Here is a 14,977-nt window from a genome sequence, read left to right on the forward strand (position 1 = left end):
TCAGCAAGATATAGATCGAAATGATCTTGTTCGTCTATATCTTGTACCCGTGAGCGTTTAGAATCGAATTATGCAAGATGCCGACATAAGAACAGACGAAGTGCGGAATCGGACTATTCCGGACCGTACGATTTAATCATAAAGGAGAAAGAATACAATGGCTAAACCTAAACAAACCAAAAAAGCAGCTGCTTGGTCTCTCGTAGTAATGGGAGCGGGATTTGCTGCATCCTTGCCGTTCCAGGGCGTTCCCGTGGGCAAGTTGCTGGTAGGATCATTTGAAGCGGGACTCGTGGGTGGACTTGCGGACTGGTTCGCCGTTACCGCACTATTCCGTCACCCGCTCGGCATTCCAATTCCGCATACGGCATTGTTGCCAAAAAATCGCGATAAAATGACGGAAGGTCTGGTCTCCGCGGTAGAGAATAACTTGCTCAACAAAGACAGCATTACCGAGAAAATTGCAGATTTCAAAGCAGCGGAGACGGTGCTCGATACATTGACACGTGAGCTTCACAGTGACGGGATCAAGATCATGATTGATACGCTCTGCAAACGAATTCTAGATGGTCTGCCGTTAGAGCAGATTGCTCCGCTCGTAGCACGTGAGATCAAGTCACAAGCGGGCGCATTTGATCTGGGTCCGATTCTGGAACGGGCTGCCCACCAGATGACAGAGCGGGGTTACGACGCCAAAGCGCTGGACTACGGACTGAAGCAAGCCGAGGAGTGGCTCGTTAAACCCGAGACGATCATGTTTTTAGGTGAAAGTGGCATGAAAGCCATCAGCGGCATTCAGATGAACGGATTGATGCAGTTTGCGATGAATGCGTTCTTGGGTTATTTGAACGAGGAGCGTCTGGGTGGCATTTTACAAGGATATCTCTTCGATCGGGTAGAGGATATGAAACGTGAAGGCAGCGCTCTAAGGTACAAGGTGCTTGATATGGTACGTACCCAGACGGTGCGTCTGGCAATGAGCGAGGCTATGCAAGATGGAATCAACAGTTGGAAGAACAATATGCTTGAGGGCTGGAACGCAGAGGAAACGGTGCTGAACAAACTCACCGAACTGAGAGACAAGGCGCTCGCCGCGATGGAAGATGGACAGTATGTAGATACGTATGCACTGCCTGCCATTGAGCGGGTATTGGTTGATCTGCGGGCAGATGACGAGTTGATGACAGGCATGAATGCCAAGATCGTAAATGGCGTCACAACACTGCTGGAGAAAAATCATTCCAAAATCGGTAAACTGGTACGCGAAAATGTGGACAAAATGGACAATGCCACTTTGGTTTCAATGATTGAGGATAAGGTTGGACAGGATCTGCAATGGATTCGGATCAACGGAGCTGTTACCGGATTTGTTATCGGGATTGCGCTGACTGCGCTGCAAATGGCATTGGCATAACAGTTCAACATGGCAGAAATGAGGGCCGCTCTTTACGAGAGCAGGCTCTTTTTGCCGTGGAAGGGAAATACGAAATACTTTAAACATTCATGATGCAAAATCCAGGAAATCGGGTAATATACACGCGAACACGCGTATGAATCATATAGGAAGAAAGATACATAAAAACGATGCTCTCAGCCGATGTGGTCATGTTGATTTTGTACTATGATTCAGTTAACAGAAGCAGAAGGCATGGGTGAATGATCCTGATTCATTGGGTGCACATATACATTGAAATCATAAGAAGAAGGTGATTGGTATGAGGCCAATACAAAAAAAGGTATGTGTATTCTTACTAATTGTGCTATCTATCTTTATTTTGGGAGGCTGTCAGAACATGAAAGAAAGTGAGAAACAGGCACTTTTTCAGGAAGCAGAAGCGAAAGCGGTCAAATATTTCAAAGACAAGTATGAGATGAATGTTGTTATTACCAGCAAGGAGTTGCTACCCGAAATGGCACTGGACTCGATTGCAATGGAAGGGCATGTGGTAGAGCAGGAGGATCAGGAGTTCACTATTTCCTATGACTATAATGATAAAAAAATCAAAAATTTTGGAATGAGCCCTGCAATCAAGGCAGCCATCATTGAGAAAGGCTACGATCCTTTTGCCAAGTAGATTGTATTGAATTTTGGGAGGTGAACATAACATGGGAGATACACCACGAATTGATGATGAAACATACCGTCTGATGTCGGAACTGGCTTACGAAAATGCCAAAGCAGGCACCGAATATGCGAATCTACCAGGATGGCAAGTGCTTGAGGATACCCATGGCAACGGTTATTCCGGGTTTGACGCAGTGACTTTTTACAATCAGGAAACGGGGCAGGCGGTCATTTCTTACCGAGGAACAGAAGGAAGTGCCGGATGGGATCGTAAAGGGCTTGATTTTCTGGCGGATGGTCAGATTGCGATCCCCGAACTGGGCAGAAAAATTGAACAGTCTACCGATTTCACACCCGATTGGTTATCAGGTGGAATCCAAAAGGTAAAAGACGTCACTGGACTGACCCATTTGGATAATGCTGTGGGTGAGCTGGATAGGCAGATTGATAAAAAGCTGAATCCTTTTCCGAATCAAATGTACGAAGCAGAAGACTATGCGAAGGATATGCAGAACAAATACAAGAATTTGGACTTCTCTCTGACAGGGCATTCACTAGGCGGCGGAAATGCTCAGTATGCAGCAGCCCATACGGGAATGACGGCAGTGACCTTTAGTGCGCCATCTGTAATATCCAGCTTGACACCATCACTGAAACGCAAGGCAGAAGAGGGTGGATTCGATAATCAGATCGTAAACTTCGGTCACCCGGGTGACTTTGTTGCCAGTGGATTCTTTGGTGGCTATGATCGTCATGTGGGTTCCATGTATTACATCAACTCTAATTACAAGGACATGAATGACAACATGAGCATGGGGGATAAGATTGGTAACACCTTTGGTGGGAAGGAATACCACGACCTGAAGCAGTATCAGTTCGAGAATGGTTATATTTCCAATGATCTATACGACCCTACCACTGGTGAGAAAATCAATAAAACTCCCCGTGAACCTTCCAATATCATGACGGAGCTTGCGGATATTATGCGTAGCTTTGGTGTGCAGACCAGCAAGATGGTTGCAGGTGTCGGTTCAGTGGGGGGAGCTTCCGGACTAATTCAGGTAACGCCGGAAGAACTGAAAAGTGTCGCTTCACGGTGGAAGCAAAATGCACAACAGTGCAATGCGGAGCTGAATCAGGTGCGAACCCGCATGGCCCAATATCTGCATACAAGCCGCAGTCGCAGACTGGAGCCAATTGTCACCCAATTGGACGCATCCATTCATGAGCTTGGCACATGGCATATGAAACACACCAGCCAGTTCCTGAACTTTATTGATGAGAAGGCGGATGCCTTCCGGCAGGCTGACGAGAGTCCGGTTCATTTTTAATTCGGATTTCTGGGTGGCTAGCGTTGATATCACGTACATAGGGGAGGGGAACATGAGTGGGTGGACAATTGCTGGTGGAATTGAATGATCTTCGGATTGCGGAAAAAGAACTGACACAGCTTCTTGCCCGTCTGCAAGCCGATGAGCAAGAAGCGCGGGCGCTATACAGTCGGCTGAACGATTGGAAAGGCCAGTCCGCAGATCATACACGGCAGCAGATTGAAGAGTTTTTTGCGGGCCTGTCCAAACGTATTCAATCCATCGAAATGCAGAAGAAAAGCTTGTTGCAATATATTGAGATTATGATCCAGACGGATCAGGAACGCTAGCTAAAGAGTGGTTTGGCTGATGCCATATTGCGGATGGCAATCAGCGTGGATAAGAGTGTGACCGTGGAGCGGCATGATTAGTGCCTTAACCACGGATTGTAAAGAACATGGGTAGCCAATCAAGATGATGATAGCTAAAAAGCCTATGGCACATCGGGTTTGATCCCGTATGCCATAGGCTTCTTTGTTATCTGAATTTTTCTCAGGTTTTCGTAAAACTGTAAGTTAGTTCTTAACGTTTTTTGCGACGTGTAGCCAACGCAATCCCCAAGAAGGACAAGATCAGGGCCAGAATGGATACGATTAATGTTGCTTGTTGAAGCTTCAGTGTACCCGGATCTGTATCCGTGTTGTTTGGCTCACCTGTAACGGTGTCATTAAGTGCATCGCCCAGCGTGGTGTCATCGTTTGCTTTGCTATCGTCGGTAGCTGCATTATCTCCAGTGGCGCCTTCTGTACCTGCACTATCATGTCCGCCACCTGCCGCAGCATTATCAGCAGCAGCCGGATCTTCGCTAATCGTCGTGATACTGTGCGGGTTGGCGTCACTTGGTTGGCCTGTCCATTCTACGATGCTACCATCACTGTAGTATTGGAAGGCATCCCAAGCTACTTCAGCTTCCGCCTTAGGGTTCTGTGCAACGAAGTTGAATTGCTGGAATTGTCCTGCCAGAATCCCTTCGTTATCGCCGTCAATTTCCCACGTAATCGATGTTACTTCATTGGAATCGTTTTTCTCTGTAGTGATTTTCCAGCCTGCCAGTGGTTGATATTGCTTGAATGCAACACCTTCCGGAACTTTCATGGTGATTTTGGTTGTAGGCAGTTCTTTCTCGGATGGAATCTTAATCGTGTACGTCTGCCATGCGCTTGTCTGTGCAACGGATGGGCTAACGGTAACGTGAGCGCTCGCGAATCCGGCGAATAACATGAATGCTGCGGTACCTGTTGCGATAGTGGATGTTAGTTTGGAAATCCATGATGTTTTCTTCAAAATAAATAACCCCTCTCAGTTCTTATCATATATGATGCGGCCCATTTTCTTAAATGAGTGTCTACGTTCTGCAAAGGCCGTTTCGGTTACGAATGGTTCTTTCGATCACCGTTATTCCCGGATTTTTTTGATTCAACAAATTGAACAAAAGATGGTTTACACATACATTCCGATGACAGAATAACCCTCCAATCGCTGTTATCCCCAGATTTTTTTGATTCCCTTTTCTCAAAGGGAAAATCCGGTGATAGCATATGCTTCCGAAGCAGCTTTCTTTCAGAAAGCTTTTAGGCGAACGCTTCGCTTTTTCAGGTTTTTTCTGCCCTCTCCGTTTCAGTGTAAATAATAGTTCAATTTAAATAGTAATAAGTTGAAATCCGGGAATAAAGGCGAGTGCTTCGCTTCTCCAGAATCAATTTCGTTCCCTTCACTACATTTGCAGTTTGTAGAAACACTAATTTTAGATTGGGTCACTTTTCAATATAAACGTTGTGTAACTATGGCTTGGCGGTGTCGATCTCAAATTCGGCATCCAGTGCATCCAGCGTTTTGGTCAGAAGATGTACCTTGATATTCCAACGTCCAGGCATGGAGATGTAATCTTCAGCCTTGTACACACCAGTGTCGTTTTTCGGAATGGTAATCTCATAGATCCCCATATCCATGTCCAGATGTGTGAGTGACAGTGTGATCTGTTCCAGATCGTTAACGATACTTCCATCTGCTCGTTTCACATCGACTTCAAATTGGTTCTCTCCCGTTACATTGGGACTCACCTGAAGTGTGATCGCCGAGCCATCTTCTGTAGTCTTTGTCTCCTGATACGGTCCGACCGCAGCCGGTTGTCCTGGAGACAGGTGTGTCAGTATGGCAGCAAGAGCGAGAATCACAGCACCAGTAGCAAGCTCGGCTTTCAGGCTGCCGGATAATCTGCTTCCCGTTGCTGCTTTTGCCAATCTGGCATGACGCCATGCAAAGAGAACCATCACAATCAGCAGAACGATCTTGCCAATCAGGACAAGGCCATAGGCTGTAGTGAACAAGGAGGTCAGCACAGGTGCTGGTAGAATAATCAGACTGCTGTATATTCCTGTAGCAACCAGAGCGGCTACGGCGCCAATCCCCCAAGCGGTAAACCTGCGAATGGCAGTCCAGTAGACTTCTCCTCGCACCTTCGAAGGTAGCTTGTCGGCGAGTGGAGGCAGACATATCGCCATGGCGGTTAGTGCACCAATCCAGAAGGCTGCCCCGATCAGATGCACGAAGTCCATGGCAATCGCGAGAACACGTTGATCCGCCGCAGCTGGATGTCCTGTCATGGCATGAGTGAACAGCCATCCAAGCACGAGCACGAGTGATCCGTAAGAAGACCAGATGCGAGCACGGATGGATCGATCGCGATCATATCCGGAGAGAATCGTGACGGCCAGCAGCATTACAATGAGTATCTGTAACATCCAGATCTGACCAAAGGATGTCAGCTTGAGCGCACTTCCGATTAGTCCCCAGCTTAGCTCGCCCAGAGCCACACCAGATTCATACAACGTATTCAGTGGCAGGCTGATCAGAGCGGCAAAGGAAGCAGCAGCATAGCTGATCCATAACAGTCTGTAGCTGCCCGGAACATCCATAGGTTCTCTTGTCATGGATGTCGGTGCGATTCGCAGCAGCAAGAATGCAAGTGTCCCCAGAATGACAGACAATCCGAGATACTGAATCCAGTCTGTCAGGGATACGATCCATTTCAGCGGCCCACCTGTTGAACCGGAACCGGATGTAAGATCACTTAGTCCGGCAGGAGAACCGGATGGTTCACCGATATGGAAAACATATGCTCCTTGAATCGGGTGTCCATCGGCAGACACAGCTTTCCAGTTAACGGCATAAGTCCCGTTCCCGAGTCCAGCCCGCAGGCCAGTCTCCAGAATATGAGGGCGATCCACATCAATCTGAACTTTTCCATCGTCTGCCTGAGTACCGTCAGGACCGGTAATTTTGATATCATAAAAGGCCGTCTGCAAGGACTCGTTGAACTCCATTGTCAACCGCTCCGGAGCAGCTACGAGGATCTCATTTTCTCCTGGCGAAGCCTTAACAATATAAGCATGGGCAGATGCCCACTGTGGCATAACAAGGCAGCACACAAGCAACAGGCTGGTGACCAATGCCCAGTGCCGTTTGCCCCATTTCAGGGTAGAGCGTGTAAAAATCAAAAAATCATCACCCTCAGGTTATAGATTTGTAGTCATTCGTGGCCTTTAAACACAATCTAACCCATTATAACTTTGTCCAAAATGACTGCGTATGACTACATTGGGCTATAAAAAAACGAATTGTTCTTCAAAATTGTGACAAAAGCATGAATGCTATGTCATTTCTCACCTATGTCTGACGCACCTGTGAATCCGAAGCAACAATGTTTATTTACGAAGTTTACGTCCTGCAAGCCCGCTCTCGAGCGCATAGCGGGTGAGTTGTACCCGGTTTTCAAGCTGCAGCTTCTGCAAAATGTTCTTCAGATGATTCTTCACCGTCTGGTCTGAAATACCGAGCTGATCAGCGATCTCCCGATTGGTATATCCCGCGGATACCCATTGCAGAATCTCAAGCTCCCGCGCCGTTAGCGGGTTATCTTGCACATCTTCACTGCGTGGTGCGGGAAACTCCTGTAAAATCCGGTAGGCCAGTTCCTTGCTGAGTGGTGCATCGTCACTGACGATGGCGCGCAGGTACTCCAGCCAGGTGGAAGGCGTTAGATTTTTGAGCAAATAACCTTGAGCGCCTTGTTTCAATGCTTCGAACAGAAAGGTCACATCATCCGATACCGTGACCATAACAACAATAACATAAGGGAATCGCAGCTTGATCTGACGGGTGGCTTCCAGCCCATCCATGCCCGGCATCTGCACGTCCATCAGGATCAGGTCAGGCATCCATTGTCCGGTGAGCTCCAGCGCTTCCTGTCCATTCGAAGCTGTACCAATCACTTCAAACAGGCTGTCCTCGGATAAAATGCTACAGATCGCTTCACGCGCATGCGCATGATCATCAACAACCAATACACGTACATGTTCCATACTAAGCATGCTCCTTCCCTATCGTCATTCGTGTATGCCCCGGTCTTGAATCGAGGGTAAAAGACCACCCCATCTCGGCAGCACGCTCCTTCGTAATTCGCAGTCCGTACCGATCCTTCAGATGAAGAGGATCTTCACTTAGTCCATTCCCATTATCCTGAATATAAATGAACCAGGCAATCGGGTTACCCTCCGCGTGAACCTGAACGTGGGTAGCCTGTGCATGTTTGCGTACATTCAGTAAACCCTCCCGAATACAGGCGAGCAGTTCCACTTGCTCCTTGGCAGAGAAGGTTACACCCCTCAGGTCCCAATGAATCTGTGCACCAGGTACCGTTTCCTTGACGAGCACTTCGACCTGCGCATGCAGTGAAATAATTTCTGATGTTACCGTAGAGGAAGGAACAAAACGCAACTGGGCAATGGCTTGCCTTACATATGTATTGACTTCATGCACGGTTTTTTGAATCTCCTGGATCTCATGCTCATGCCCGCTCCCTGCCAGACTACGGCCTGCTTTATCGGTCTTTACTGACAGCAGGAAAAGAGACTGAGATATGCCGTCGTGAAGTTCCCGTGCCAATTGGTCACGAGCTTCCAGAGCTGCCTTCGCTGCACGTTCCTGCTCCAGAGCAGCCCTGGCACCTTCGAGCATGTGGAACAATCGGCTGAGCAGGGTCACGCTGACGAGGTAAACGATTACGGGTGTTAACCAGTTTCCTGCATCCATCGAAAGGTATGGCATCAGAAACTGATGGCGAATGTATTCCCAGATGCCAACCGTGAATGTGGGGATCAGCAGAATCATCCATTTAATTTGTTTATAGGACATGAATGCAGAACTCCTTTGATCTAGGATTAGCTTAATAAGGTAATTTATTTATACAGGGATGGGACCATTATAACGCAAGCTTGTCCAAGACCCTAGTCTGTGTCTTTGGAGAAAGCTGGGGAGGATCAGGGAGTATTTAGAAGGATATCTAAGAATGACAAGGGGTGAAATGTTGTCACGCTAGGTGAGGGTTGGTGTGTCCAGCTGAGGAAGGCTGAGTCCGTTTTCCCTATCGGAGAAGGTCCTCTATACTTAATATAGAACGTGAATTCATTACAAAACATGTTAAGGAGTGACGCAACAACATGAGTCAAGAAGTATTGGAACGTCGCAGTGAATTGCTCAAAAAGAACATTCATCAGATGCTTGTTCAAGACAATCAGCACGGTATCAGTCGCCAAGACAACATGTTTTTGCAGCAGATGATTAAAGAGCTGCATCAGACCTCACATGAGCTGAATACCAAATCTTAATGTAGAATCTGCACGAGAATGAAGTTGTCTGGTGTACGATTCATTCCATGATGAAAATGAAAAATGGCGCTATCTCCGAATCAGACCGGGGATAGCGCTTTGACTTTTTAAGAGCATATAGAAGTAGCTTCGTTCATCTTACAGCAACTGTTGCTGAGCGGTTCTTTTCTCGATATATCGAATGAACAACTCGGCAAGCTCCGGATCAAACTGTGAACCAGAACATGCGCGCAGCTCCCGAATGGCTTCCTCCACATTCTTGGTCTCCTGATACGGCCGCTCTGTCGTCATGGCATCAAAGGAGTCAATCACGGTCAGCATGCGGCAGAGCCGGGGAATCTCGTTACCCTTCAGTCCGTAAGGATAGCCCTTGCCATCATAGCGCTCGTGGTGAAGTTCAATGTACGGAATCAGATCGGCGAAGCGATCGTTTGTGATCACCATTTTTTTGCCCCAGGTGACATGTCCTTTGATCGTTTCCCATTCTTCTGCGGTGAGCTTGTCCTTTTTGTTCAGAATGGACCAGGGAATCTCCAGTTTTCCGATGTCATGAATCAGTGCTCCCAGCACGAAACGACGCTTTTCCGCATTGTCCAGTGCGAGCAATTCACTGATATCCAGGGCATATTTGTAGACCCGTTTGGAATGTTTAAACGTATCCATATCCTTGTATCTGAACAGATTAAGCTGCTGCTCGATGTCACGAACGTCCTGTACCAGATCAATCTCGTGTTCCATGCCATCATTGCTTCCGTGGCGGTGCACGTTGTTTTTGCCCTGTTTCTTCGCATAATACAGTGCTTTATCCGCCTGATCTACGAGCTGGGATTTGTTATACATGTCCACCTGATAGGGGGCGACGCCACCCGAGAAGGAGAGACAACCGTGTGGAAACACTTCAACGCCTTCAAACGGCGTGTCATTTAGTTGTTTCCGCAGCTTATTCATAAACTTGTAGGATTCGTCCAATTCCATTCCTGGCATGAGCAGAGTGAACTCTTCCCCTCCATAACGAAAGGCGGTAACGGGTGTGCCTTCCGTCTTTCGCATCAGAAAATCCCCCAGCAGGGCCAGCAGACTGTCACCTTGAAGGTGGCCAAACCGATCGTTATACTTTTTGAAATCATCGATATCAATAAGTCCCAGACAGAGTGGTGTTCCTTGCGTACGAGCGGTAGTGAGTTCATTTTCCAGCATACTTTCAAAATAACTATGGTTGAACAGACCTGTACGTTGATCCGTGTTAGCTTTCTCCTCAATAGTCTGATACATGACAAACAACTGCTTGAATGCATGAGAGAGCAGAATACTGAGGCTTAGATACAACAAAAGACCGAGTACGCCATTGTGTACAACCAGAATCGTCAGGACAAGCGCCAGAATCAGCGTACATAAATAAACCAGCAGGGATTCGGTAACGAATGCCCGCTTCATCTGCTGTAATGCATCCTTCGTTGAGAAATGAAAGAATAAGCCAAGCGTGATCGTGTTGATGATGAAGTAGGCTGCGAGTGCTGCAAAATAAGGAATCAGATTATAGCCGTCCAAAGTTCCCGATTGCCCGCCAGTCCAATCAAACACAGCAGCTGCTCCCGTAATCATGAGACTGTAGATGCTGAAATTGACAATGTGTTTCCACCAGGTGAGCTTGCGGTCTTTAATTAACAGGATGATGGAGACAGGAAGCAGTACAGATAAACTGAAAGCTCCACCAAACATGAATATACAGGCAAGGTATACCGATGAATCCATGGATTGCTGATTGCCTTTGGGTGGAATCTGGAACGTGAAATAATCCAGAATTAACGCCGCACCAAGCATGGTGTAGACCATGACCCAATCCGCCGTGGTTAGATGAAGGTAAGACCATTTATTCATGTACAGAAAAACACCGATTCCGGTACAACTAAGCAAAATAACATACAGACTGCTTCGATCTGCCTTATGGATAAGGTTACGAATAAAGTTCATAAAAAATCTCCTGCTTGGGTTTAGTCTACTCTTGATGTGTATATAATTGGTGTTCTTGTATAGGGGTATACTATATAGATGTATACCATACCAAGTTGCCTGGCAAAAATCCAGAAAGAAAAAACAGGCCGCTGGCAGCCTGTTTGTCTTGTTTGGCGGTATGGATACTAGCCGCCCAGCTTGTATCCCGAAGTTAATGCTACAACGACAGAAGCCACGATGATTGCGTTGATGACAATGCGGGAATATTTCACACCTTCAAATTTTTTCATGGAGAAGACCTCCCTTCCTTGGAGTCTACCTGGTTCTCATTAAGCCTGATGAGTTTTAGCAGGTTGCACAGCCTTTTTGTCCCGATTCACCATCATGTACTGGATAAAAAGGAATATGCCCACGTTCATGACTACGTCACCGATGCTGATGACTTGAGTACGTGGATAAGGGCTGGAGAGTGGGATGATATCACCGAGAAAAGGCAAACGTGTAGACGCATCCATCATAAAATGCTTTGATACGGCGCCGCCTTCCCGGAGCATGTCTACATAGTAGGGTCCGAGTACAGCAGAAGCTTCTACAGAAACTGGCATTCGCCCACCATTTACAGCCATAACGGCAAAATTGAGAAATACCCCAATCCAGATGAGCATGAAACCGGTGTGGTGTCTGTTGAGCCACAGGAAAGCGAGCCCTGTAATGTAGACGGCAGCAAAGAGATATCCATTAATGGATGCCACCCATTCGAATCGTTCCTGGAGATAGAAAATAAAGAACTGGATTAGCAACAATACAGGGAAAATCCAGCCACTTCGCAGTTTGAGTGCTGCAAACTGGTTGAGTCCATGCCGCAACCCGCCCCGAAAAAATCCAACGATCAATCCTAGTAGAATACCGTCATATACCATGGAGTAACTCCTGTTCGTGCGGAGATATGCAATATGATTGCGTGTTTGTGTACATAAAGGATTCGACCTTATATTGGTAATTCCTGCATGAGAAAAATGATTTTTTAGAAGAAATTTGCAAAATGCTGAACAAAAAACCGCCTTTACGAATCCAGGGGTCGAAATCCCTGTAAAATTCGGTAAAGACGGAGGTTTATAATGGCAAAATACGAGCTTTAATTCGGTTGGAGTTGGAACTTATCTTATTCGGAACCACCGTTCAGATAATTGAAGAAAGGCTGGTCCACCCAGAAGTCATAGGTCGTAATGTCTGCATCAGGTGCCAGTTTCAGGAAACCTTCCCGAATGGCTTTGGCATTTTCTTTCAGCGAGAAGGACTGAGCATAGTAATTGCCAAGCGCGATCTTATTATTGGAAATGACCGGATAGTTGGCTAATGCAGTTGGTGAGTAATAAAGTGGTTGCCACCAGGAACTGAGAATCAATGGCGATGTACTGTCACTGTTCTTCTTGGCATATTTCAGCACAATGTCGTTGAAGCGAACTTTGTCTGCCACATTGTTGAACTCGAACTGAATATCATATTCCTTCGCAGAAGCAATATAGTTGCCGTTCTCGATCTGTGTCACTTTGTAGTCTGGTGTTTCCTTCGGCTCGCCCCATTCCTTCAAATAAATGAAGGCAGATGTCTTCGGCTGGAATTGTACATCGGCGTCAATGCCTTCGCTACGCAGCAAACCAACCAACTGTACAGCATGTTGGATATTATCGTGGCCGTAGGTAAGTGTCAGTTCATCGATAAAGTTGGAATCAAAGCGGCTATCCTTCAGGTTGTAACCTGTTACGAGATCATCTCGCAGGGCCTGATCCACAATCTTTCTCAGCTCAGGTGATTCGATCAGATCCGCTGTGCGATATGCAGCATACAGTTTGGAATAGATGTTCGCATCGCCAGAACGCCCAATCTCATGTTTGTATTTCCCTTGACTGACCAGCACGCGTCCAAGCAAAGTATTAGCAAAATCTTTACTTGCCACGCCACCCTTAAGGAGAGCGGGGTAAAGGCTCTCAGGAATCAGGCCTGTATCAATCGCTGCAGCCAGTTCCTGTGCGGCTTGTCCCTGAACACGGTTAGGGCTAATGCCAACTTTGGCAAGTGCTTTGGCCGTTTTCTCTGTGGGATATGTATAAGCGAGTTCCTTGAATCCGGCTGCTTTCACCGCGATGAAGACGGCGGCATAAGTGCTCAGTTGATCCTTGGCACGTACTTCTGTACCCGTAAGAACCCCATTATTGTATAAGGATACGGCAGCATCATAGGAAGAATCACCAGAAGACAGATCGGTAAAGACAGGAGTTTTGGCTTCACTGTTACTTGTTTGAGTTGCTTCCGTGATGGCTGCAATGGCTTGAATGAAATCACCTTTGGTAATCTGTTGCGGCAATTGAACGTTGTATTTCGCTTGCAAGAATTGAGCAAAATCCGCTGCGCTTTCCGTGTAAGCAACTGGAGCCTGAGCTACCGGTCCTTTGACACTTTGTGAGGTGGTTGGTTTAGCCGGAGTTGCAGATGCTGCAGAAGCAGAAGCGGGCAAGCTAAGGCTGCCGAGTGTTACCGGAGCGGCGAGTAGGGCCGCCAACGTGATCTGGGTAATCTTTTTCAAATGAATAGCCTCCTTAAGATGGGTTGGAAAATGATCAGCTTTGGGTTATAATTCTGACAATTCCTATCAGAATAGAATAATTGGATTGACTTTAGCACGGAGACGCGCTGGATGTCAACGAAAAAAAGCTTGATACAGAGCGGTTTCCAAAGCTTGGTAGAAAGCGAGTTGTCAATTATATTCTATTTGAGTGTATACGCTCAAAGATTTATTGACAAGGATCGACAGTATCCGCTAGGATAAGAAAAAAGAATGTTGAAAAGGGGTATTTTCAAAATGAAAAGAGGTTTATCGTTCGTCTTATCGATCATCATGTTGGCTATTTTGTTGGCAGCTTGTGGGAATTCGGCTTCCAAAGACGAACAATCCGCCCAAGGCAGTGATTCGGAGAAATCTCTTCGGATGGCCCTCGTACTTCCCGAAAAAATAGGGGTTAACCCTTTCTTTGTACAGATGGATGAAGGCTTCAAAAAAGCAGGCGAAGAATTCAAAGTAGACACCAAGACGATTGAATCGACAGATCCGGCAGCATTTGAACAAAATCTGCGTGCTGCGGTTGCCGAGAATTATGATCTGATTATTACAGCCACTTTCCAGGCAGAAGATGCATTGAAGAAAGTTGCTGCAGAAAATCCGGACAAGTCCTTTGCAATTGTAGATACAACAGTGGATCTGCCTAACGTACGTAGCGTTGGTTTCCGTGAATATGAAGGGGCGTATCTGCTTGGTGCAGCTGCTGGATTATCCACCAAAACAGACAAAGTCGGCATGATCGCAGCAATGGATGTACCATTGATCAAGAAATATACGGAAGGTTTCAAAGCAGGATTGGAATCCGTGAATCCGGATGCAGAATTCCTCGTGAACTATGTAGGTGGATTTAATGACCCGGCCAAAGCAAAAGAATTGGCGCTGGTACAATTCGGCAAAGGCGCTGACTTCATCGCTGGCGCATCCGCTGTAGGTGATCTCGGCGTGTTCGAAGCAGCCAAAGAAAAAGGCTTCTACACTTCCGGTCAGGATACAGACCGTACGGTTGAAGACCCGGAACATATCGTATTGTCTCAATTGAAATCAACCGATACGGTTGCTTATGAGACTGTGAAAGATTTTGTAGAAGGCAACTTCAAAGCAGGCGCTGTTAACTACGGTTTGAAAGAAGACGGTGTAGGCCTGACTTACGTTACACGTGACAGCGAATCTCCATTGAATGCTTTTGTTGGACAAGAAGTGATCGACAAGGTTAAAGCAATCAAGGATGATATCGTATCCGGCAAAATCGTAGTCAAAGATCCATTGCAACAATAGTTTTGATTGTTCTTTTCAATGAATGAGTGAT

Annotated in this window: 13 protein-coding genes; 6 read left to right on the plus strand and 7 right to left on the minus strand. The window is 46.7% G+C overall.

Features of this window, described 5'->3' with window-relative positions:
• Positions 1 to 157: 157 nt before the first annotated feature.
• From MKY87_RS18040 to MKY87_RS18055, 4 genes are all read left to right on the plus strand, one after another.
• Positions 158 to 1,414 carry a DUF445 domain-containing protein gene (locus MKY87_RS18040; protein WP_340965612.1) on the plus strand — a complete coding sequence of 419 codons (1,257 nt, stop codon included), beginning with the start codon at positions 158 to 160 and terminating at the stop codon, positions 1,412 to 1,414.
• 379 nt (positions 1,415 to 1,793) lie between these two features.
• Positions 1,794 to 2,075: a hypothetical protein gene (locus tag MKY87_RS18045; RefSeq protein ID WP_017691026.1), complete on the plus strand. Its 282-nt coding sequence runs from the start codon at positions 1,794 to 1,796 to the stop codon at positions 2,073 to 2,075.
• A 31-nt stretch (positions 2,076 to 2,106) separates the two neighbouring features.
• Positions 2,107 to 3,396 (plus strand): lipase family protein, encoded by a 1,290-nt coding sequence (locus MKY87_RS18050; RefSeq protein ID WP_338590282.1) that lies wholly within the window; start codon positions 2,107 to 2,109, stop codon positions 3,394 to 3,396.
• A 56-nt stretch (positions 3,397 to 3,452) separates the two neighbouring features.
• Positions 3,453 to 3,725, plus strand: a complete 273-nt coding sequence (locus MKY87_RS18055) for a hypothetical protein (protein ID WP_338590284.1) — start codon at positions 3,453 to 3,455, stop codon at positions 3,723 to 3,725.
• A 232-nt stretch (positions 3,726 to 3,957) separates the two neighbouring features.
• On the opposite strand, the gene MKY87_RS18060 is transcribed toward MKY87_RS18055, so the two are convergent.
• From MKY87_RS18060 to MKY87_RS18075, 4 genes are all read right to left on the minus strand, one after another.
• Positions 3,958 to 4,719, minus strand: coding sequence for a YcnI family copper-binding membrane protein (locus tag MKY87_RS18060; RefSeq protein WP_047840387.1), 762 nt, complete (start codon positions 4,717 to 4,719; stop codon positions 3,958 to 3,960).
• A gap of 497 nt (positions 4,720 to 5,216) precedes the next feature.
• Entirely contained in the window at positions 5,217 to 6,932 is a 1,716-nt protein-coding gene (locus MKY87_RS18065) for a copper resistance CopC/CopD family protein (protein WP_340965613.1), read from the minus strand.
• Between the two features lie 207 nt (positions 6,933 to 7,139).
• A complete protein-coding gene (locus MKY87_RS18070) occupies positions 7,140 to 7,796 on the minus strand; it encodes a response regulator (RefSeq protein WP_036616682.1) in 657 nt (218 codons plus the stop codon).
• Position 7,797: 1 nt separating this feature from the next.
• Positions 7,798 to 8,628 carry a sensor histidine kinase gene (locus MKY87_RS18075; RefSeq protein ID WP_340965614.1) on the minus strand — a complete coding sequence of 277 codons (831 nt, stop codon included), beginning with the start codon at positions 8,626 to 8,628 and terminating at the stop codon, positions 7,798 to 7,800.
• Positions 8,629 to 8,933: 305 nt separating this feature from the next.
• On the opposite strand from MKY87_RS18075, the gene MKY87_RS18080 reads away from it, so the two are divergent.
• Positions 8,934 to 9,101, plus strand: a complete 168-nt coding sequence (locus MKY87_RS18080) for a hypothetical protein (RefSeq protein WP_017691019.1) — start codon at positions 8,934 to 8,936, stop codon at positions 9,099 to 9,101.
• A gap of 138 nt (positions 9,102 to 9,239) precedes the next feature.
• Here the strand turns inward: MKY87_RS18080 and MKY87_RS18085 are convergent, their stop codons facing one another.
• The 3 genes from MKY87_RS18085 to MKY87_RS18095 all read right to left on the minus strand — a co-directional run bounded on the left by MKY87_RS18085 (position 9,240) and on the right by MKY87_RS18095 (position 13,638).
• Positions 9,240 to 11,072: a bifunctional diguanylate cyclase/phosphohydrolase gene (locus MKY87_RS18085; protein ID WP_340965615.1), complete on the minus strand. Its 1,833-nt coding sequence runs from the start codon at positions 11,070 to 11,072 to the stop codon at positions 9,240 to 9,242.
• 311 nt (positions 11,073 to 11,383) lie between these two features.
• Positions 11,384 to 11,974, minus strand: coding sequence for a DUF5317 domain-containing protein (locus MKY87_RS18090; RefSeq protein WP_338590296.1), 591 nt, complete (start codon positions 11,972 to 11,974; stop codon positions 11,384 to 11,386).
• 242 nt (positions 11,975 to 12,216) lie between these two features.
• The gene (locus MKY87_RS18095) at positions 12,217 to 13,638 is read right to left on the minus strand and encodes a hypothetical protein (RefSeq protein WP_340965617.1); all 1,422 of its coding nucleotides are present in this window, start codon (positions 13,636 to 13,638) and stop codon (positions 12,217 to 12,219) included.
• A gap of 276 nt (positions 13,639 to 13,914) precedes the next feature.
• Here MKY87_RS18095 and MKY87_RS18100 point away from each other — a divergent pair, with 276 nt between their 5' ends.
• Positions 13,915 to 14,946, plus strand: coding sequence for a BMP family lipoprotein (locus MKY87_RS18100; protein WP_017691014.1), 1,032 nt, complete (start codon positions 13,915 to 13,917; stop codon positions 14,944 to 14,946).
• Positions 14,947 to 14,977: the final 31 nt, after the last annotated feature.

Origin of the sequence: Paenibacillus sp. FSL R7-0198, assembly GCF_038000415.1 — a bacterium.
GTDB lineage: Bacteria > Bacillota > Bacilli > Paenibacillales > Paenibacillaceae > Paenibacillus.

Excerpts from the sequence above, each read along its gene's own strand:
- MKY87_RS18040 (WP_340965612.1), top strand. The coding sequence starts at position 158 with ATGGCTAAACCTAAACAAACCAAAAAAGCAGCTGCTTGGTCTCTCGTA.
- MKY87_RS18045 (WP_017691026.1), top strand. The coding sequence starts at position 1,794 with ATGAAAGAAAGTGAGAAACAGGCACTTTTTCAGGAAGCAGAAGCGAAA.
- MKY87_RS18050 (WP_338590282.1), top strand. The coding sequence starts at position 2,107 with ATGGGAGATACACCACGAATTGATGATGAAACATACCGTCTGATGTCG.
- MKY87_RS18070 (WP_036616682.1), bottom strand. The coding sequence starts at position 7,796 with ATGGAACATGTACGTGTATTGGTTGTTGATGATCATGCGCATGCGCGT.
- MKY87_RS18075 (WP_340965614.1), bottom strand. The coding sequence starts at position 8,628 with ATGTCCTATAAACAAATTAAATGGATGATTCTGCTGATCCCCACATTC.
- MKY87_RS18080 (WP_017691019.1), top strand. The coding sequence starts at position 8,934 with ATGAGTCAAGAAGTATTGGAACGTCGCAGTGAATTGCTCAAAAAGAAC.
- MKY87_RS18085 (WP_340965615.1), bottom strand. The coding sequence starts at position 11,072 with ATGAACTTTATTCGTAACCTTATCCATAAGGCAGATCGAAGCAGTCTG.
- MKY87_RS18090 (WP_338590296.1), bottom strand. The coding sequence starts at position 11,974 with ATGGTATATGACGGTATTCTACTAGGATTGATCGTTGGATTTTTTCGG.
- MKY87_RS18100 (WP_017691014.1), top strand. The coding sequence starts at position 13,915 with ATGAAAAGAGGTTTATCGTTCGTCTTATCGATCATCATGTTGGCTATT.